General features: G+C 43.5%; 17 protein-coding genes. 8 read left to right on the forward strand and 9 right to left on the reverse strand.

Annotated features, from left to right (window positions below):
* Positions 1-18: 18 nt before the first annotated feature.
* Positions 19-1,425 (reverse strand): NfeD family protein, encoded by a 1,407-nt coding sequence (locus ACVA53_RS10605; protein WP_255040570.1) that lies wholly within the window; start codon positions 1,423-1,425, stop codon positions 19-21.
* Between the two features lie 288 nt (positions 1,426-1,713).
* Here ACVA53_RS10605 and ACVA53_RS10610 point away from each other — a divergent pair, with 288 nt between their 5' ends.
* Complete coding sequence (locus tag ACVA53_RS10610) at positions 1,714-2,808, forward strand: substrate-binding periplasmic protein (protein ID WP_255040571.1); 1,095 nt, start codon at positions 1,714-1,716, stop codon at positions 2,806-2,808.
* Between the two features lie 120 nt (positions 2,809-2,928).
* Here ACVA53_RS10610 and viaA read toward each other — a convergent pair whose 3' ends face one another.
* Both viaA and ACVA53_RS10620 read right to left on the reverse strand, forming a co-directional pair.
* Positions 2,929-4,377, reverse strand: coding sequence for an ATPase RavA stimulator ViaA (gene viaA / locus ACVA53_RS10615; RefSeq protein ID WP_255040572.1), 1,449 nt, complete (start codon positions 4,375-4,377; stop codon positions 2,929-2,931).
* 13 nt (positions 4,378-4,390) lie between these two features.
* Positions 4,391-6,046: an ATPase RavA domain-containing protein gene (locus ACVA53_RS10620; RefSeq protein WP_255040573.1), complete on the reverse strand. Its 1,656-nt coding sequence runs from the start codon at positions 6,044-6,046 to the stop codon at positions 4,391-4,393.
* 472 nt (positions 6,047-6,518) lie between these two features.
* On the opposite strand from ACVA53_RS10620, the gene ACVA53_RS10625 reads away from it, so the two are divergent.
* Complete coding sequence (locus ACVA53_RS10625) at positions 6,519-7,286, forward strand: hypothetical protein (protein ID WP_446505085.1); 768 nt, start codon at positions 6,519-6,521, stop codon at positions 7,284-7,286.
* Positions 7,287-7,348: 62 nt separating this feature from the next.
* Positions 7,349-8,653 (forward strand): sulfatase-like hydrolase/transferase, encoded by a 1,305-nt coding sequence (locus ACVA53_RS10630; RefSeq protein WP_446505086.1) that lies wholly within the window; start codon positions 7,349-7,351, stop codon positions 8,651-8,653.
* 137 nt (positions 8,654-8,790) lie between these two features.
* Here the strand turns inward: ACVA53_RS10630 and ACVA53_RS10635 are convergent, their stop codons facing one another.
* The 3 genes from ACVA53_RS10635 to ACVA53_RS10645 all read right to left on the reverse strand — a co-directional run bounded on the left by ACVA53_RS10635 (position 8,791) and on the right by ACVA53_RS10645 (position 10,126).
* Positions 8,791-9,222, reverse strand: coding sequence for a GNAT family N-acetyltransferase (locus ACVA53_RS10635; protein ID WP_446505087.1), 432 nt, complete (start codon positions 9,220-9,222; stop codon positions 8,791-8,793).
* A 152-nt stretch (positions 9,223-9,374) separates the two neighbouring features.
* Positions 9,375-9,734: a hypothetical protein gene (locus ACVA53_RS10640; protein WP_446505088.1), complete on the reverse strand. Its 360-nt coding sequence runs from the start codon at positions 9,732-9,734 to the stop codon at positions 9,375-9,377.
* A gap of 38 nt (positions 9,735-9,772) precedes the next feature.
* Positions 9,773-10,126 carry a hypothetical protein gene (locus ACVA53_RS10645; protein WP_446505089.1) on the reverse strand — a complete coding sequence of 118 codons (354 nt, stop codon included), beginning with the start codon at positions 10,124-10,126 and terminating at the stop codon, positions 9,773-9,775.
* Between the two features lie 421 nt (positions 10,127-10,547).
* Here ACVA53_RS10645 and ACVA53_RS10650 point away from each other — a divergent pair, with 421 nt between their 5' ends.
* The 3 genes from ACVA53_RS10650 (at position 10,548) to ACVA53_RS10660 (ending at position 12,910) form a co-directional block, all read left to right on the forward strand.
* On the forward strand, positions 10,548-10,910 hold the full coding sequence (locus ACVA53_RS10650) for a DUF6152 family protein (RefSeq protein WP_255040574.1): 363 nt from the start codon (positions 10,548-10,550) through the stop codon (positions 10,908-10,910).
* 9 nt (positions 10,911-10,919) lie between these two features.
* The gene (locus tag ACVA53_RS10655; protein ID WP_446505090.1) at positions 10,920-11,378 is read left to right on the forward strand and encodes a hypothetical protein; all 459 of its coding nucleotides are present in this window, start codon (positions 10,920-10,922) and stop codon (positions 11,376-11,378) included.
* A gap of 713 nt (positions 11,379-12,091) precedes the next feature.
* Positions 12,092-12,910 carry a phosphate ABC transporter substrate-binding protein gene (locus ACVA53_RS10660; protein ID WP_255040576.1) on the forward strand — a complete coding sequence of 273 codons (819 nt, stop codon included), beginning with the start codon at positions 12,092-12,094 and terminating at the stop codon, positions 12,908-12,910.
* Between the two features lie 91 nt (positions 12,911-13,001).
* Here the strand turns inward: ACVA53_RS10660 and ACVA53_RS10665 are convergent, their stop codons facing one another.
* Entirely contained in the window at positions 13,002-13,850 is an 849-nt protein-coding gene (locus tag ACVA53_RS10665) for a sulfurtransferase (RefSeq protein WP_446505091.1), read from the reverse strand.
* Between the two features lie 215 nt (positions 13,851-14,065).
* Between ACVA53_RS10665 and ACVA53_RS10670 the strand changes: the two genes are divergently transcribed.
* Complete coding sequence (locus tag ACVA53_RS10670; protein ID WP_446505092.1) at positions 14,066-15,058, forward strand: lipid A deacylase LpxR family protein; 993 nt, start codon at positions 14,066-14,068, stop codon at positions 15,056-15,058.
* 89 nt (positions 15,059-15,147) lie between these two features.
* Here the strand turns inward: ACVA53_RS10670 and ACVA53_RS10675 are convergent, their stop codons facing one another.
* Positions 15,148-15,972, reverse strand: coding sequence for a DUF5718 family protein (locus ACVA53_RS10675; protein ID WP_255040579.1), 825 nt, complete (start codon positions 15,970-15,972; stop codon positions 15,148-15,150).
* Between the two features lie 331 nt (positions 15,973-16,303).
* Between ACVA53_RS10675 and ACVA53_RS10680 the strand changes: the two genes are divergently transcribed.
* Entirely contained in the window at positions 16,304-17,434 is a 1,131-nt protein-coding gene (locus tag ACVA53_RS10680) for a S1 family peptidase (protein ID WP_255040580.1), read from the forward strand.
* Between the two features lie 229 nt (positions 17,435-17,663).
* Here ACVA53_RS10680 and ACVA53_RS10685 read toward each other — a convergent pair whose 3' ends face one another.
* Entirely contained in the window at positions 17,664-20,816 is a 3,153-nt protein-coding gene (locus tag ACVA53_RS10685; RefSeq protein WP_446505093.1) for an efflux RND transporter permease subunit, read from the reverse strand.

Below are 20,816 nucleotides of genomic sequence, written 5' to 3' on the forward strand. Positions count from 1 at the left end.
TATATCCGCACATTGGATTCATTTTGCCTGTTGGTTGACTTCGACTTCCAGGCAAAGGCCGTGTATCTGCACCACCGTTACCTTGTCACCTTTCACTAGTGCAGCGTCACAATTGGCTTGCCAAATTTCTCCATCCACCAATACGCGGCCACTACCAGGAAAACCGCCCACCACAATAGCCTCTTGACCCAGTAGGACTTCAACACCGGTAGTGACAGGCTTACGCCTTGTTTTGAGCAGCAAGCTCAAAATGACGAAGGTGAACAAAGCCGATACCACTGTCAGGCCAGCAATCAATGGAATGGCAATTTGGTATCCCGGCGTTTCTGTATCCATCAACATGACTGAGCCAAGCGCAAAGGCTACAATGCCACCAAGCCCAAGGATGCCAAAGCTAGGACTGAAAGCTTCCGCAACCATGAGGGCGATTCCCAGCAATAGCAAAGCCAAACCTGCATAGCTCACCGGTAGCATTTGCAATGAATACATCGCTAGCAACAAGCAAATCCCACCCAAGACTCCCGGAAGCCCAACCCCTGGATTATAGAACTCAAGCAATAAGCCATAAATCCCAATAAGCATTAGGATATAAGCAACATTGGGATTGGTAATTACCGACAACAGCTTGAATCGCCAGTCTTGTTCTCGCTCAATATAAGCCACATCCGCCAATTCGATCTTTGCTTCAAGCCCATTAATGATAACGGTACGACCATTAGATTGAGTGACTAGACTATCCAGATCCGACGCAAGAAAATCGATAACATTCAGCTCCAGCGCTTTCTCTGCGTCGATGCTTGCTGCTTCTGTTACCGCGGTTTCTGCCCACTCTTCATTCCGGCCGTGTAGTTTAGCCAAGCCGCGGATGTAGGCACGGGCATCATTAATCACTTTTTTTTCCATCGCGGTTTTAGCAGTGACTTTATCACTGTCAGCGGCATCTTCTTCTTTGGCTTGATCGGCGTCATCATCAGGTGCATCTGGTTCTTTCTCTTTTTTTGGTGCAAATGGGTTACCACCTGAATCATCATCTTTTCCTACAGGCGCAGTAAGCGAAACCGGCGTAGCCGCCCCAAGGTTAGTACCAGGGGCCATCGCTGCAACATGACTAGCAAGAAGGATATACGTCCCGGCACTCGCAGCCCGGGATCCGGCAGGGCCAACCCAAGTCGCGACCGGTAAAGGTGATGTCGTAATTGCACGGATAATATCCCGCATGGAGGTATCGAGACCTCCGGGCGTATCCACTTTTAACACAATGAAACTGGCTTGCTCTTTATGTGCCTGCACGATTTCTCGTGAGACATAATCACTGGTAGCTGGCCCTATACCACCGGAAATTTCAATCACCCATACATTTTGCGCCAATGCAGGCTGACTAAAAAACCAGATGCTCAGTGCCGCTAAAATAGCCAACACTTTCATACGCCCTCCTCGCCATGGCAGCAAAAAATACAGATTTCCATACATTTCAGCTCACCACTGGTACCCATCAAGCGAATATCCAATTTGTTAATAAGCATAGCTCATTGACTTCATTGACTATGCAACTTCTCTATCGATTCCCTAAAAATTGGCAAGGTTTGTTGACAGTGAATAAAGGTAACTCATTACCCAAAAAAGAGGTATGGATGACAGACTTGTGAAATTGTCACGATGTTTATACTTAACTCATGGCCAACTTACAGCCTTCTACTGGAGTATGACCCCCCTATGAGAGCAGTACACCACACTTTGCTATTTGCCTATCTGTCTTTTATTTATCTGCTTGCAGGTCCCTCAACAGCCTATGCCGCCAATGATGTAAATGTAAAAGTGGGTAGCTATCATTGCCCTCCCTTCGTCATTGAAAGTGAAACAGAAAAGCCATCGGGGCTCAGTATTTATCTTTGGGAGCAGATTGCAGCCGAACTCGGCGTCGAGTTTGAAATCAGCCATCATGAGCTAGGTGAATTACTGGAACAAGTCAGCACCAATACACTCAATATCGGGGTTTCATGTATTTCTATTACCCCAGAGCGAGAAGAAATCCTCGATTTTTCCCATTCTTTTTATGAAACTCACCTGGCGATTGCAGTGAAGCAACAAGGTTACCTCTCCTCACTCAAGAACATACTCACAAATAAAAAACTACTGATAGTGCTCGGTATTGCCTTTGTTGCAGCAGGTGTGGTCGGAGGAATTTATTACTTATTAGAGCACAGGGTCAATGACAAGTTATATTCAATGCGTTCGAAAAGAGCAAAAATGATTGAGGGATTTATTCTTGGTTTGCTTTTTATCACTAAAGGGCCGTTTAATTACTATGAATTTAAAACACTGACAGGTCGTGTACTAACCGTGTTATTGGCAATATTTACCACCTTCTTCATTGCTAGCATTACCGCAATTTTAGCCAGTACTTTTACCCTTGGTTTATTAAACAGTGATATAAAAGGGCCAAACGATTTAGCGAATCTCCGAGTCGGAGCCAAGGCTGAATCAACCTCATCATTATTTTTGACCAGCCACAGTATTGTCCACCAAAGCTTTGAATCAACCAATGACTTATTAAAAGCACTGGACAATGAGCAGGTAGAGGCCATTGTTGCTGATGATGCCGTCTTAAAATATTTGATTAAAATGGCTAAAGAATCGGGAAATTATGAATCACTGTCAGTTCTGCCATATCAATTTGAAAAGCAAAACTACGGTTTAGTGTTAGAGAATAACAGCCCTCATCGAGAAAAGCTCAACCGGGCGCTACTCAAGATTCGTCAAAGTCCGGGCTGGCATCAAACCCTCAATAAATACTTTGCCGATAAATGAACAATGACCATAAAAAAATGGCGCTCATGTGAGCGCCTAAGGCAAGACAACTATAAACCTATAGTTTCATTTAATAATCAAAAACAATTAGATACCCAAGCCTCGTCAAAGTGCTTGAGGTTATTTCCACTTCAGCAATCGCCCGAGTTTAGAGGGATGATAAGACCAGCAATGATCAAAAATAGTCATTAGCTCAGGGTTACCATACTTCGATAAATTAACAGCATGAAAACGATTTCGGCTTTCTTTTAGCTTATTGATTCGCTTCATCATTTTTCCTGGCTGTGACGGTGCTATAAAATCAGATAACACGATCAGGTCGGCATTCTTATACTTACCACCCAGCATTAGTTCAATTGACTGATCAAGTACTGGCCCTAAATCAGTACCGCCGTGAAATGAATACGAGAGAAAATTAAGCACTTCACTCAGTCCATCTTGCTTAGTCAGCTCATAAGTTATCTGTTGTGTCGAGAACATAATGACGTAACAGTCTCTATCTTCTGCCAAGGCGATTTGCATCAAGCCGTAAGCCAATGCTTTGGCACATTGCTCCGGAAAACCATTCATTGAACCTGATGCATCAATACAGACAATAAATGGGCCTTTCTCTTGCTCTACCTGTTTAGTTTGGCGCTTGTACGCTTTCACCCGTCGAAGCTTTCTCTGTGTACCTTGCACCTTGTAATTCAATAGGCGCTTATCGACTAAATGTTTATAAAAGACCACCTCTAATTCTGGATAAGCCAAAAACATGGCTTCATTCGGTAACAATTTAGATAAGTCATCACTTTCATGGATACCAACGATATCATCCGTAACGTTATCACTTTGCTCTTCGACCATTTTCAAATCTTCAGAGCGCACACGCTCTTTATTCGGATCATCCACTTCATTGGCCATCCGTCCTAACTTTTCAGCAATCTCTTTCAATCCGCTATTCTTCTTCAGAAAGTGCGCCATCTCTTTGAGTGTGCTGACATCACTTTTGGTCAGTTTTGCTTTGGCCATATCCCATAAACGACCTGCTTTTTTCTCATCACCGGCTTCAGTCACCGATTCCATGTTCTGCATGGTTTCGATGCGCTGGTAAAGATCTGCCAACAGTTTTTCTTTATGCTGCTCCAACTCAACCTGTTGGGCCTCTGTCAACGCAAGCGTTAGGTACTTGTGCCACTGGCTACAAAAATAGCTCTGGAACATCGGGTTGTGCTTTTGATGATCCCGCTCTGTCAACGTTTTTGCTTTGAAGTAAAAAGCCGAGTGCCCTTCTAATTGTTTAACTACATCATCAACGTGCTCGAAGAAATACTTTGCCTCCCATTGGCATGCCTGCTGATAGAGTTCTATCTCCTGATGAAAGCGCTCTTCAACACTGACATTCGTCATTCGCTTTTGCACATGACCACGCCACTTCATGATCTGCTTTTTCATCGCAGACTTAATACCAGGATTAGATTCCGCAGCAACAATTAACTGTTGCTGCATCATCAATTCCTGTACTGCATTATCGACGATGCCTGATTCAACTAGCATCATCGCAAAATTTATACCTTCAGAAACCGGCATAACGACACTCCCGCTAAGCAAAGTATTCAGTCAAGTGACTAATACGGAATACACTCTTATCAACCGTTACTTTCAGGTCATGCACTGAAGCCGTTGCTTGCAATAAGCTCTGCTCAATATGCTCGGGTAATTGAGGGGCGATAAAGTTATGAGGTAAAGCACCATGGAAGCTACTGCGTGAAACTTTAAGGTTGTGATCCGCATCCAGCACTTTCGAGGACGCTTTTTCCGCCATCGTTACCCAGTGCTTTTGTTGCTCCTGAGAGATCCCATTAACACCGGCAATACCCACCAACACCGAACGATTAGCAATATCTTTAATAACCAGTTGTTGCTGAGCATTCACCTCAAACTGCAGTCGGCAAAGGTGAGTATTCTTATTTACAAATCCATAAATATCACATTGTCCGGTTTTAATTTTTTTCTCAAAATCATCACCATCAACATAAACCCAACGGCTATCGCCTTTCTCTTGTTCGGAAACAGAGGGATTATGTTGCAGCATAACCAATTTGATCATTCGTGCGTTGTGATTAACGGTATAACGCGTTGCCCCGCTGAGATCACACTTGAACCATTCTTTACGCATCATGGTTTCGCGGCTCAAGTTAACAGCCAATTCAGTGGCCACTTCGGCATTCACGTCATCTATAATCGACTGTGCATCTGCAGCATTGATTTGTGCTGATTCCTGATTGAATGCTTTTTCAATGGCGAAATCACTAACAATATCCCTAATCACATTTCGAGATTCGGGGCTATGCCACATACAGTCTTGTAGCAACAGTAAATCAAGTGGGTTAATGGCATCGCGACCATTGTAGAAGGCACTGGCCTTCAATAACCGAACAGATTTCTTCCAGCGTCGGTCAGAGATGTATAGCTCACTTTCATGCTCATCAATCGTTTCGACACCTTCTGCACGCTGCTCGATCATTGTTTTAAGCTGATATATTTTCTCGAAAATATCTTCAGACAACGTGATGTCTTCAATGTGTAACTGCCAATCATCGTACTCTTCATCAGTGATTGCCAAGCCAGGCTCTAGCTCCTGTATGGACGGACCCTCTCCCATCAACATGGCTTTAAAGTTTTGTTTTTCCTGAATACGATTAACAAACACCCTAACCAGCATCCTGTCATACAAAGCCTCTAGGCCACTGTCGACTTCAGGCAATTCATTGGAGGCTGTAACCAACAGACGCATAGGCACAGGCAGAACGTCTTGGCCATTCTTGAAGGTTCTCTCATTCACGACCGTCAATAACGTATTAAGAATCGCCGGCCCAGCTTTCCAGATTTCATCAAGGAACACCACTTGAGCCGTTGGCATATAACCATCAACTAAACGAACGTATTTTCCATTATCCTTCAGCTCCTGAATTGAAAGCGGACCAAATACCTCTTCAGGGGTGGAAAAGCGGGTCATTAAGTAATCGAAAAACTGGCTGTTATCGAAAGCCTGAATTAACCGTTTTGCGATCAAACTTTTTGCAATACCGGGAGGCCCCAATAGAAACACACTCTCTCCAGCAAGCGCCGCAAGAAGACATAACTTAATCGTTTCTTCCCGCTCATATACGCCATTTGATAACGCTTTGATAAGTTTCTGAATCCTTTCAGAAACAAGCGCTTTGTTAGGCTGCGCTCTTCTTGCCATTGTCAGCATATTTCCGACCTCTTAAGTTGTCATATCCATGTACTTTCATACACATAATGAGGATAGACACAAACCATCAAATGTTACAATATTGTAAACCGAAATATTTCGTTACACTCTTTATATATCAAAGAGTTCAGCTTGCTACCAGAGCTCAATCTTTGTTTGCAGAAATGCGACCGAGTTAACACAACTGATACTGAGGGAATGATCTAAAAACTGACAAACCGAATAGAAATTCAGACTTTCTGTATTAGCATTGTTTTTTATATATTCCGTTAATAAAAATACTGCCTCAAATTAGCTTTTTATTGGTTTCTAACACTGAATATACGTACGATACAAGCACCATATTACCCCGATAACCTGAGTGTTCCGGATTCAACTCTAGCCATCTCAACTTCACTCTGTAAGTAAATGTGTATCTTTCTGCTGACTATTCTATTCTGAATAACAACCTAGAAAACAAACTGGTGAGATTATGAATAAAATAATGTTTAGTCTTTCGGTTGCTACATTTGGTTTAGTAGCAACTTCCGCAGCAGCCAATCCCCCGCCCCCTCCACAGGGAAGTACAGTCCAGCAAGAGATTATTATCAATGGTGTCGCATTTAATGTATCAGAAAGCTATCAGTTCTTTGATTGGGAAAGTGCTCCGGACGACTTTAAATACGAAAAACTCCCCGTAAAGAGTTTCACCAATCCCAACGGTGACACACATTATTATCAAGTCGTACACCTTCCAGACGGCAACCTTAACTGGTATCAAGCTGCCTATATGGCCGAGGCTGCGGGTGGGTATCTAGCCTCTATTACTTCTCCCGAAGAAAATGCTTTTGTATTTGACCAAGTTAATGATGATAAATACTTTTGGCGTTTTCCTGCATATGTTGAAGGGGAGAGTCAGCATAACCACTATGAAATTACCATTGGTCCTTTCTTAGGTGGATATCAACCTGATGGTTCCGAAGAACCTGTGGGTGGCTGGCAGTGGTTAAGCGGTGAAGAGTTTGAATACACCAACTGGGCACAAAATCTCGATGATGGCGTTATTGATAAAGATCCAAGAGATAACACGCAACCCAATGACTCTGGTGATGGCAATCAGCGGGTTATGGGCTTTGGGGAAATGAATGTGCCTGTCCCGACGTGGGGGGACTATATGGATGATGTCGGCACATATGGTCGTGAGCGGCTACCCGGTCGTTCGTACGCATTTATCATCGAATATGAATCGATGCCTGAGTGATTTCTGATTACGAATTTAAACATTTGCTTGAGCTACAAACCAAAATTTACAAAGGATAAAACATGAGATTGTTAACCACTTTAGCTGCAACACTTGCATCTTTATTGCCTATCACATCTTTGGCAAATAACTCTCCTAATGTTTTACTCGTAATAGCTGATGACATGGGCATTGATGCCTCAAGCTGTTATTCCTTAGGGTCTCAGCAAGCAAACATGCCCAATATTGAAGCGATGTGTGAGCAAGGTATCGTATTTGAAAATAGCTACTCTGCACCCGTTTGCTCGCCTACCCGAGCCACCATTATGACAGGACAGTATGGATTTAGAACGGGTGTTGGTGCTGCGATTCCTAAAGAAGGAACGAATGGTTTATCTGCTGATACAACGAGTCTTTTTGATGTTTTGGAAAAAAGCGACTACAGCAACAATTTACTCGGCAAGTGGCATTTGGCGAGCAGTGGTGAAAGTCTCGATCACCCTGCCCGTTTAGGCGTTCCAGACTATTTTGGTCTGTTTAAAGGTGGCGTTCGAGACTACTACAAGTGGGGTGCGGTGGATAAAGGTGGAGAAAGCGTTAATGTTACTAACTACTCTACTACAGAGATTACTGATCAAGCTATCAGTTGGATTGAGAAGCAAAAACAACCTTGGTTTTTGTGGCTAGCCTACAACGCTCCTCATACGCCATTCCATCTTCCTCCTGATGAACTGCATACTGCTGGGAAACTACCCACAGCTCCCAAAACAATCAAAGACAATCCTTTGCCATACTATAATGCGATGCTTGAAGCGCTAGACTCAGAGATTGGTCGACTATTTGACTCCATGAATGAAAGCACTAGAAACAACACCATAGTTATGTTTGTGGGTGACAATGGATCGCCGAATCAAGTAACCAAAGACCTTTATGGCAACCACGCTTCCAAAGGCACCATTTATGACAGTGGCACGCATGTACCTTTAATCGTTACTGGCCCAGGCATCAAACCAGGAAGAAGTGATGCGTTCGTCATGACTGTCGATTTCTTTAGCACTATCACCAATATCACCGGAGTGGCAGAGAATACACCGGACTCTTTTGATTTTTCACCAGTATTGTATGGAGGAGAAACAGAGCGTGACTATATCTATGTAGAGCACTTTCAAGAGGATAAATCTGATTCCAAGCCGAGTGATGTCTTCGGCTGGGCAGTACGTGAAGGAAATTACAAGTTAGTGCAAATTGAAGGTGACGACGCGATGCTATTTGACTTAACTGCCGATCCTCTAGAAAACAATGACTTATTAGCAGATGGTGTATCGGATAATGAATCAGTGGTTCTGAATAAACTGCGCGAACGTTACAACAGCTTACACGCTCAGTAGTTAGTACATTTCGTCACCTATGTAGCATTAGCTACGCTGGCATAAAAAGACTAAACTTATTCGGAAAATACGGAAACGCCCAAAGTTATTAGCTTTGGGCATTTCTTCTAACAAACTTGGTTACGACAAACCGAGCTTTAAAGTGTCATATGCAGAATTGGAAAAGGTTTTCCCATATCATCAAGTGGCGAGCGCGAAACGACTTTGAACCCCATATGCTCGTAGAAGCTTACTGCCTGTGGGTTTTGTTCGTTTACATCGACTTTGGTTGCGCTTAACTGCTCTATTGCGTATTGCAGTAGTAACTTACCAACTCCTTGCCCTCTTGCCTCGTTTAAGATGAAAAGCATCTCAATCTTTGAATCGTGGATACCCACGAAACCTTGAATTACACCACTTTCATTTTTCACACATCTTAACGTGACAGCAGGAAAAGCCAGCTCAATAATAATTGGCTTAAAAAACTCAATATCTTCTTCTGTTATAAAGTCATGAGTTGCTCGGACTGAATTTTCCCAAACATTAAGCATTTCTGCGTAATTTTCAGGAAGCACATTTTCTACAATCATTGGGTTTTCTCTAAAGTTGACTGAAATTCATGTGCAGCCGCGAAGGCGTACTTTACCGAAAAAGTATATGTCCGTCCATTTAGCATCGACATTACTTTTGTGGCAAAACCTCTAATCGAGTGGCCAGTTTTTATCATTCACAACAAGGACAACTATTTATCTTCAGTAGTGTTAAGAAGTGCCTTAAAGTCTGACTTTAAGCCGTTATTAGGAACATTATCTGTAATGTTGTTGGTAAAACTAAACTTATCAGCAAGAGCTTTAAGTTTTTCATCATTTTCTGTGTCGAAGATAAAACTTAGACTCCTGTGAGTGGGCTCAAAACGAAAGCGTATCTTGTAGTAAACCCCTCCAGTTGGGAAGTCAGCATAAGCAACTTCAAACTCTGAACAATTTGTTTGCTTTGGTAATAGAGTGCCTAATGGGATACCTTTGAACGTCGAGGATTTAGCTCCATCATCAAAGAGATTAGGACTAAGCGCAAACCAAATATCTGGTGTATCAACATACACTTCGATATTACCGTGGTTAACTACGCAATACTTAAATGTCACGACTGGTGAGAAAGGTTTAACCCTTTCTCACCACTAACTTCCTCAAATGCAGTAAGCTTCTCATGAATACCTAAATCATCGTTATTCCATATGGGTTGAAATTCATCCATTAAATATTGCAACTGCTCCGCATCATTAACAGAGCCCGTTGTTAGGAAGCGGAAATCTCCACCTTCAACTCTCACTGTAACGTTAGGAGTCAACTGACTATAAAGCTGTAGTGCCTTATATCTGGAGTCAGTTTGCTGGATTGTTTTTTCTATACTGGAAACTGAAAAGTATGTGACCATTGATGGTATTCCAGCAGTTATCAAGGCTGCAATTATTATATTCCTATCAAGACCAAACATCCCAACCCTCTTATTACATATCCATCACTTTTAAGTCAGTTCTCTATATCAACTTAACAGTTATCGACAGTGCCAAAGTTGAACAACATTAAACGCTTTCACCCAGTCTACCATCAGGTAGTTGGGACAGTCTATCTGCTCTTTTTCTTGCTGCTTTATATTTATAATGTCTATAATTAGGTGGCTTAATGCCCTCTTTCCCTAACACCACGTTAAGAAGCAAAAATTATTAACTATAATTTGTAGTGGCTCAAACTTGATCTGACAGCTACCCGTTTTTAGGGTGCTTTGTCAGCTTAGATTTGAGCGACTACAGCTAATAAATAAAAAATTATTGATTGTTCGCTGTAACAAAAAGGTGACTCACTGACTCTAGTAGTATTGAAGGATTACTTCGGTTAACCCACTCCTAGGAGGGAATATGTTAAAGCGTACTTTCTTTTTTACTCTTATATCTTTTGTGTTGGTGTCTTTCGCGGCGGCGCATCATGGCTGGCGTTGGACGACGGGTAATAACATTGAACTAACCGGCATTATCGTCGAGCTTAAGCTGGGCAACCCGCATGGGGAGTTAACGGTAAAGTCTGAAGACGATATCTGGACGGTAGAAGTTGGCCAACCTTACCGCAATGATCGTGCTGGTTTAATGCCGGGCGATTTGGCCAAAGATGTTGAGGTAAAAATTGAGGGGGAACCTTCAGCCGATATAGAACAAAAATTAATGAAGGCGGAGCGTATTTGGATTGACGGTGTGCTCTACGATCTTTATCCAAACCGCGATTAGAGCAGCGCGATGTTGGAAGCCTGGCTCGAAGCCTTAGCGCTAACGCCTGTCGCCCAGTGGGTTCGGTTTTCTCGTTGGAGTTATGCGGTAATCAATACCCTGCATGTTCTTGGTATCGCGCTGTTAGTAGGCGCGATCATCCCGTTAGATTTAAAACGCATCGGCCTGTGGCGCAGTATAACACTCGAACAGCTTGCTCATGTGCTCGTTCCTGTCGCTGTTAGCGGTTTCGTTATTGCGGTTATCTCAGGTGTGTTGCTTTTTATGGCTGGTCCAAGCGATTACTTCGCGCTAAGTATTTTTCTATTCAAGTTGCTGTGCATCGCTTTCGCGGTGGCAAATGCGGTCAACTTTCATTGGCGTATGAGTTATGCTGTCCCGTTCAACCAGCAGCGCCTCGTCGGTTTTGTGTCGTTAATACTGTGGCTTTGCGCATTAGTAGCAGGTCGATTTATCGCTTATGTCTAATGGTTGCGAACAAGTAGCGGGGTCAGGTCTTGCCTTTTGCCCCCATTAGCTGAAGTTTCCTAAGTCCCAAACTTTACCAATCGATTTTGCATCAGCTACAACTAATTTTGGGGCTGAACTGATTTAGCTGCTGTTATTACATAGCAGCTCTTGACCACCTACGACATGTCGATGTGACTTTCATATTGAACCTGTTTACAACACAGATATCCTCACTGCTGCTACAACAGAACTATTAAGTAGACACTAAGGTATCGCTTCTAATACCTTACTGTTCACTTGATTGAAAACAGAAATCAAAAATCATATGGCCAACCCGTCTCATCCGATGGCATGTTTGCCCTAGGTCATTACCAAGCAAGCTGTTCTAAAATAGCATCTATTTACTATTAGATAGGGAACTCACATCAACCGTACCGTATACCTGGCATACATGTCGTAACACAACATCTCACTATCAATGTTCAGAAATGTACCAAAGAAATCTGCATCTACCGGAAACCCGAATTCAGATAAAATCTGCCTTTTAAAATAAACACTTAATATTCAGTTCGCTAACTACTTCTTATCAGTCTCATTCACCCGGAAAGGATTTCATGTGGGACTGGAAAGCACAACATTACTATTCTATTCGCCTGTACTTTTCACATTAGTGTCATAAACCCGTAATAAGATTATCGCAAACCTTTTCTGGTGTCCTTTGGAGAATAGAAATGCTTACCAGAACAACTCTTTGCGCCCTTATTGTTAGCATGGCTTTTTCGGTTCAAGCGAAAGAAACGGTCACTGTTACAGGCTCAACGTCTGCAAGTCATATTGTTGAGGTACTGGCCGAGACTTACTCAAGTGAAAATAAAGAAACACAGATTGAAGTACAGGGTATTGGATCTTCTGCTGGAATCAATGCCGTAAAGCAGAACGTTGCTGATTTAGGTATGAGTTCCCGTTACCTGAAGCCCGAGGAGATCAAGCCTGATATCTCAACCGTGACCATCGCCCATGACGGTATTGCACTGGTTGTACATAAAGAAAACCCAGTAGCAAACCTCAATAAAGCTCAAGTCGAAAAGATCTATCACGGTGAAATCACCAACTGGAATGAAGTTGGCGGTCCAGATCTAAAAATTGCTGTTGTTAGCCGTGAAAACGCGTCGGGATCGCGTTTTTCTTTTGAAGACTTTATGGGGCTAACTCAGCAAATCAAAGGCCATACGGTATCGGATATAAACCCACAGGTACTAATCGTTAATACCAATGGTACTGTTAAGAGTTTGGTTTCTCGTAACAAACACGCACTAGGCTATGTCTCTCTAGGCTCTGTCGACGACTCTATCAAAGCACTCGACTTTGACGGTGTGTCCCCATCTCTAGAAAATCTTGAGTCCGGCAAATACAAAATCTCTCGCCCTTTCTTGATGCTATATAAAGAAAAGCAGCTAAACGAAGATGCACAGCAATTTGTTGATTTTGTGATGTCTACATCGGGCCAAAGCCTTATTGAACAACGTGGATACGTATCTGTTATCAACTAAATTACGTATTCCTAATCAATAAGTTAACAACAGGCACAGTGCATTAAAACTGTGCCTTTATACCAAAAATCATGTTTACTTGGGTATATCATTAAACAATAGGGTATTTGTAAGTTGACCCCCACTCCGTCCAAGACCCATCATATACGGTAAGCCTCTCCCGCCCCGATAGCTCTGCTGCCAGCGCCAAAATACAAGCCGTAACACCAGAGCCGCAACTGAAAATTAGCCGTTGATCAACGTTACTCACCGCATCAAACCGCTTCTTCAATTGATCTGATGGTAAGAAATATCCGTCCTTGAGTAACTGGCCGAATGGTAGACTCTTCGCACTTGGCATATGACCACTTCTGACCCCTTCCCTCGGCTCTTTCTGGGTTCCATAAAATCTCGCTGCCGCCCTAGCATCCAAGACTTGAACGTCCGGAGTATTGAGTTTCTCATACAAGCTGTCACCATCGATGACCCATTGTGGTTGGTATTGTGCGTCAAAGTCACCAGCTACCGGCGAAACAGGCTCGCCAGTCTCAAGACGGTTTCCGGCAATTTCCCATGCAGGCAGCCCACCGTCGAGTACAGCAACATTGTCATGCCCCATTGCACGGAACATCCACCACACTCTCGGTGCAGAAAAAACACCTTGGCTGTCATAAACCACAACTTGACTGCGATTGGATATGCCCAGTTTTTCAACTTCGTCAGCAAAATGCGACGGCTCAGGTAACATATGAGGAAATAACGCTGCGGGATGAGCAATTTTTTTATCAAAATCAAAAAAACGGGCATTAGGTATGCGTCTATCTCGCCATTCCTGTAGAGCATTTCTATCTGAACCAGGTAAAAACCAGCTAGCATCAAGTACGACTATTTCAGGATCCGACAAATGTTCAACCAGCCAAGAAACCGATACTAATGGCGATGTAATTTTGGGCACTGACATTCCTTTTCCTTATAAATCGGACATTCACAAAGATTTACGCTTATTCACTAAAAAAACTAGCGATAAATCACTTCCTTTCGATATGATGAAGACATTAATGGATGAACCAGTTTGTATACACAATTCAATTTAGTCGCTGTTTAATAAAAACTAAAAGTACGATTAACGCATTCACTATTGAATCTCATCCTGTTTGTTGTACCAAAGGATTAGCAATGAAACAATTTTCACCCGTACTTTTCGCTTGTCTTTCTGCTCTCGCTCCCAATGCCCTCGCATACAACTCGGGAAGTTTTTCGTTTTCGATGGACAATGACGGAATCGTCGGCACAGATCAGAATTACACCAATGGTATTTTCCTTGAATACAACTCACCCTATTCAGCAGATCTGACACAGACGGCGCCAACACCGATCCGTCAGATCAGTCAATATTTGCCATTGGCAGAAGACACGAAACAAGGTTGGAGCTTAACGCTCGGGCAGCAGATGTGGACACCAGAAGATATTGAGGCCCTTGAACCACCTGAAAATGAGCGCCCTTATGCAGGCTTACTCTTCTTAGAAACCAGTGCATACCAGTATTCGCCTACCTTCGTGGATAAATACAGCTTTATGGTCGGAATGATTGGCCCCAACTCGTTTGCCGAACAGGGTCAAAAGTTCATTCATGCGATCGTTGGATCCGATGAGCCTATGGGATGGGATTACCAGATAGAGAATACTCTTGTCTTCAACCTAGGCTATCAAGGCCACCGCTTGCTTACCCGTCAACAGGCTTATTTGATGGACGATTATGATCTCAGTGGTACGGGGCGAATCAATGTAGGTAACTATCAAAGTGAGCTTGCTATTGGTGGTGTTGCTCGTTGGGGTAACAATCTGGCAGATAATTTCGGTACAACTGGCTTCTCTCCGGGCAACTTTGTTGATGTCGGTGTGTTATCTTCAAGCCGATCTGGGTATTTCCTATTTGCCGGCATCGAAGGGCGTTACCGCTTAAACGATATAACCATTGACGGTGATCGCCCAAGTGAAGTTCCTGATACCAATGTTGAACACTGGCAAGCCACTGCGGTATTTGGTGGCGTGTTCTACCAACCCAAATGGGGTGTCAGTCTGAGCTTCGCAACCAATACAGCAGAATTTAAAGAAGCTAAACACCGTTCCAATTCAAATGGCTCTTTAGAGGTTTTCTGGCGACTATAAATAATCAATCGACATACGCTCGCAACCAAACGTCACACTGTAATGTTTGTATAGAAAAAGCACTGTTTTCACAGTGCTTTTTAATTATCTTAAGCGACGGATTGAACCAACGCCGAAATACCCTGCTCGGCAAACGACTGCTTTTCCGCCATCGCTGTAATATCCTCAGGAGTATAAACCGTACCATCGTAAACGACCACCATGCTGGTATCGCCTGATTTCAGGAACGTCGTTTCACCAAATTCAGTGTAGCGAGTGGCACCTATACTGATCACGGCCTGTGATGGGTAACCTGCATTTTCCAGAAAATCGGCAATATTTTCTGTTGGGCCTATATCTTGTTGATTGTTCATACGATCAACAATCCAGTTCAACAGCTTTTCATGAAAGTAGCTGTAGCCCACTACTGGGCTGTCTTCACCGTAGCGCGATACCGTCTCACCACGTTTATGGAAGCTGGCGATACGGAAGTTATCCAACTTGCCTCCTTCCCGAAGATGATCAATGTCAATAACCTGTGATGAAATCCCTTTGGTATTTACACCCCAGTTTTTCTTTTCACTGATTTTCTTCGCATTAGGTTTACGAATAGAACAATCATTATATGCAGCGAAACCATGTGGTTTAATGGCAACGACCTTATTGTCCTGATATTCAATATCACAAACCAATGCCACTTCAGGTTCGATTTGCAAGTTATCAGCATCGTTTGGAGGAATAATGGTATCGGATGATAATGGGTAAGTAGAAAGGAACCCAGCCTTTTCTGATGGCACATAGAAAGGGAAAATCGCTTTAGGCTGTACCGCTTCTTTAACCTCGACCGCTAAAAAATCTTTGTCTTCACCTGCTTGCTCTAAGTGCCCGGCAAAATTGCCTGCAACACCAAAACCAATGACGTGCTTGTAAGTCATACTCTGCAACTCTTTGTTATTACTAAATATCAGATTGTATTATAACGTGCTAGTGCAACAATCTCGATCAGAAGATCTCAACGGTTTGCATTAAATCAACATTCATCCCTTACCTCTAAAACCCCAAAAATGCATTGACCCAGTGAATAACTGGTAACCCTGTCACATAAAGCACTTTTTTGACTGGAAATGTTAATCACAGTCTTTACCATACCCTCCATAAAAACAGCGTACATTTACTAGCAAGAGCATTGTTGGCCGATGTGTTTAACAACTTCCATCTATTGATGGCCAACTTTTTTATTTAGCTCAAGAACAAACAAAGGATGTTATGAAATTAAAATATACCCCCGTTGCTGTCGCACTAGCTTGCTTGTCCGTTGCTCCTAGTTTCGCTAATGAACCCAATATTCAAGCACGTGTACTGAACGGTGAAGAAGCCAGTAAACTATCATCTGATTTACTTTTACCGTGGCAGGCAGCATTCCTTACAGAGCCACAACTCAATGACGGTACTTATATCACTTCCGGCTGTGGAGCTGTTGTTATCAGCGATTTTTGGGCTGTTACTGCTGCTCATTGTATAGAGTCGTTTATGAGTAACACTCTAATAGCAGGTACAAATATTATTAAAAACAAAGTGGGGACTGCCGACAGTATCGATGGAAAATATAAATTTGAGATCACCGACAAGATTGTACACAGTGGTTACGATTCCAGCCTGGCATTGGATCATGATATCGCACTGCTCAAGGTCAATCGTTCAATGCTTGAAGTCGCTCAACCAATTAAAATAGCCACCCAGCAAGAACAAGAAGCCGCCAATAACCAATTTGCCAATACTTGGAACCCAATCGGTTACTCTAAGGCTAACCTCATCGCCTCTGGATGGGGTTACACCGAACCTAAATTTGACCAACCTGATGAATTAATGGTTGTGAAATTAGGCGGTATTCCAATGACTGATTGTGATGCTGACTATCCACTCAGTGAAGAATCTCACTTTGTTTGTGCTGACAGTAACACCCCCGAAATAAAGAAAGATGTATGTCGAGGTGATTCAGGTGGCCCGCTAGTTTGGCAGATTTCAGATAAATCAGGAGATAGTGATTTTGGTCTTCGTGTTATTGGTGTAACCAGTAACGGTCCATACTGCCACCTAAAAGAAAATGGAGATGCAGCAGCGCAGAAGAACGGTCTTTATACCGAACTTGCACACTATTATGCATGGATTGAGGCTAAAACGAACTTAGACCTCGCATCGCAAGTCACACCGACTTTTAGTGTGGATCCATTTGTTAAAGTCAGTGACCCAGAAAACAAAACGGGAACAAGCCCAAGTGGTTCAGGTGGCGGTGGTAGTCTTCCACTCTCTGGTTTGATCGGCCTGGCTGCCCTCGCCCTTGCTCGCCGGAAAGCTTATACCAACCTACATAAATATTTGATCAGTCTTGCTGGTTAAAATCGCTGTTTTCTGCGTTAGATATTTTGTAATTAGAGCCACTAGTTACTGCAATATCAGCCTTGATAACAACGATTTTTCCAGTGCAAATGCTTGATCAACGACTTATCCAGATTGGTATTACTCATTGTTTTCTAAAAATTTGGCATAAATTGTCTTACAACCATAAAAAAGCTCCCATCAAAGGGAGCTTTTTGGTTCAAGCTTTACTCAATATTCAGCGAGAGAGTTATTCATCATCCAATGGAATCAACTTGGTTGAACCACCGTGGAATTTCTCACGACGACGCTGAACCAGCGCGAAGAAGCCAGGGATCAGGAAGGTACCTGCCAACAACACGCACAGTAGACCACCAGTCAGTGAAATACCTAGTGAGTTCTGACTGATATGGCCTGCACCGTTTGCGAAGATCAAAGGCAGAATACCCAAGATAAACGACCAAGAAGTCATGTTTACCGCACGGAAACGTAGCTTACCACCACGAACCGCTGCTTGTTCGATATCCAACTCTTTCTCTTCACGCTCAACCTTGGCAAATTCTACAATCAAGATGGCGTTTTTCGCCGCAAGTGCAATCAAGAGAACCAAACCTATCTGAGCATACAAGTTCAACGGTGTCCCCGTCAAAGCAAGTGCCAAGAATGAACCCAATGTCGCCACAGGAACAACAAGGATAATGGCCAACGGAATACTCCAACTCTCGTACTGCGCCACCATGAACAGGTAGATAAATACAAGTGCGAGTGCAAAGGCGTAAATAGCTTGGTTACCGGCTTTTACTTCTTGGTAAGCCATACCCGTCCACTCATACTGATAACCTTGAGGTAGGATATCAGCAGCAACACGTTCCATGGCTGCGATTGCATCACCACTTGAGTAACCTGGTGCTGGACTCCCTTGGATAACAGCTGAGCGGTACATGTTGTAACGCCACGCTACATCAGGTTCAAATACCTGCTCTACCGACGTAATAGTACTTAGTGGGATCATATCACCAGAAGATGAACGCACGTGGAATCGCTCTAACGCCTCTAGGCCATCACGGTAATCACTGTCTGCCTGCACGGTTACACGGAAATTCTTACCGTACATCGTGAAGTCATTCACATACATTGAACCAAGGTTACCTTGCAGCGTTTGGAAAATTTCCGTCAGCGGAATACCCAGTTGCTTCGCTTTCACTCGGTCAACATCAATGTAGTAGTGAGGTACATTGGCGCGGAATGTACTAAAGGTAAACTGAATTTCAGGTTGCTGATTAGCCGCCTGAATCATTTCACCCATGACATTGGCTAGGTCAGTTCGGCTTCGACCCAACGTATCTTCAAGTACAAACTCAAAGCCATCCGCCGCACCCATGCCAGGTACCGCTGGTGCCCCCATAGCGAAAACAATTGCTTCTGGCAATTCCATTGCAGCCCGACCATTTACACGGTTCGAAATTGCAAAGGATGAGTGCTCGCCGTCCATTGCATTTCGTTCATCCCAATCTTTTAATTTGATGAACAAAGATGCACCGTTTGACGCTGCGGCCCCCGTTAGGAATGCATAACCGTTCGCAACGGTAATACCCTCAATACCCGGCTCATCCGCAAGGATTTCCTGTAGCTTTTCAGTTGTTTCTTCAGTACGAGACAGAGAAGCGGAGTCTGGAAGCTGAACGTTAACCAGCAAGATACCTTTATCTTCCGTCGGTACAAATGCAGTTGACGTTGTTTTCGATAGGAAAGTAACGGCACCTACAGCAAGAACAAAGAAAGCAACAAGCAACGCGGCTTTGCGCACCATGAAACCTGCGATGGAGCCGTACTTCAACGTCACCTTATCAAGGCCACGGTTAAAGATTTCGAACCAACGTGCTGTGTTGCCACCACCTTGCTTTAGGACTAGCGAACACAGTGCCGGTGAAAGCGTCAATGCATTGATCGAGGAGATCACAACCGAGATACAGATTGTCAGGGCAAACTGACGATACATAATACCGGTGATACCAGGCAACATTGCAACTGGGATGAATACTGCCAGCAGTACCATCGTTGAAGTCACAATCGGACCCGTAACCTCTTTCATCGCGATTAAGGTTGCTTTTGCCGGTGTCAGGCTTGGATCACGTTTCATATTGGTATCAACTTGCTCGATAACCAGAATCGCATCATCCACCACGATACCGATAGCCAAGATCAGACCGAACAAGGTTACTGTATTGATGGTAAAACCAGCCGCCAACATGATGGCGAAAGTACCGATTAAAGATACTGGAATCGCCACAACCGGGATCAACGTTGAACGCACACTACCTAGGAACATATAAGTTACAGCGATTACCAGCAAGATTGCCTGAATCAAGGTAATAACTACCCCTTTGATAGACTCAGAAACAAACAAGGTTGTATCATAACTGGTTTCATATTCCATCCCTTCAGGGAAATCCGCACTCATACCCTCAAGCAGATCCATTACTGCCTGACCACTTTCAAGTGCGTTAGCATCTGACTGGAGGTTCAATGCAACAATCGAAGCCGGTTGATTACGGAACATGCCGTTACCACTGTAGAACTTCTTACCCAGTTCAACACGAGCAACATCCTTCAGGTAAACCATCGAACCGTCATTGTTCGCACGAAGAACTACATTCTGGAACTCTTCAACAGTTTGTAGGCGACCTTTTGTTACTAGGTTGAACTGAACTTCTTGCGGGTTGTTATATGGTGCGGCACCGACTTGGCCAGCTGCAACCTGCACATTCTGCTCAGACAAAGCGGCATTGATATCAGAAGTGGTCAGGTTCAGGTTGGCCATTTTCTCAGGGTTTAGCCAAACACGCATTGCGTATTCACCACCACCAATAACGTTAACCTCACTGATACCTTTAACACGCGCCAGCTGATCTTTCACATTAAGGTTAATGTAATTAATCAGGAACTGATCGTCATAGTTACCGTCTGGTGAATAGAAGTTAAGAACCATCAACAAGTCAGGAGAGCGCTTCTTAACCGTAACCCCCACCATACGCACTTCGGCAGGTAATTTAGACTCAATCTGAGAAACACGGTTCTGAACATTTACCTGAGCCATGTCAGGATCAGTACCAATATCAAACGTCACGTTCAGGCTATACGAACCATCGTTCGCACTTTTTGAAGACATGTAAATCATGTTTTCAACGCCGTTGACTGACGCCTCTATCGGGTCGGCAATTGCCTCTTCGACTGTTTCCGCACTTGCACCAGAATAGTATGCTGTAACGCCAACTGATGGCGGACTGATTTTAGGATATTCCGCCACGGGCAAGTTCAGGACGGCAATCGCCCCCGCCAGCGTTAGAATAATTGAAATAACCAGCGCGAACTTAGGGCGCTGGATAAAAAAGCGACTTAGCAT

This window comes from Photobacterium sp. DNB23_23_1 (genome assembly GCF_052873815.1).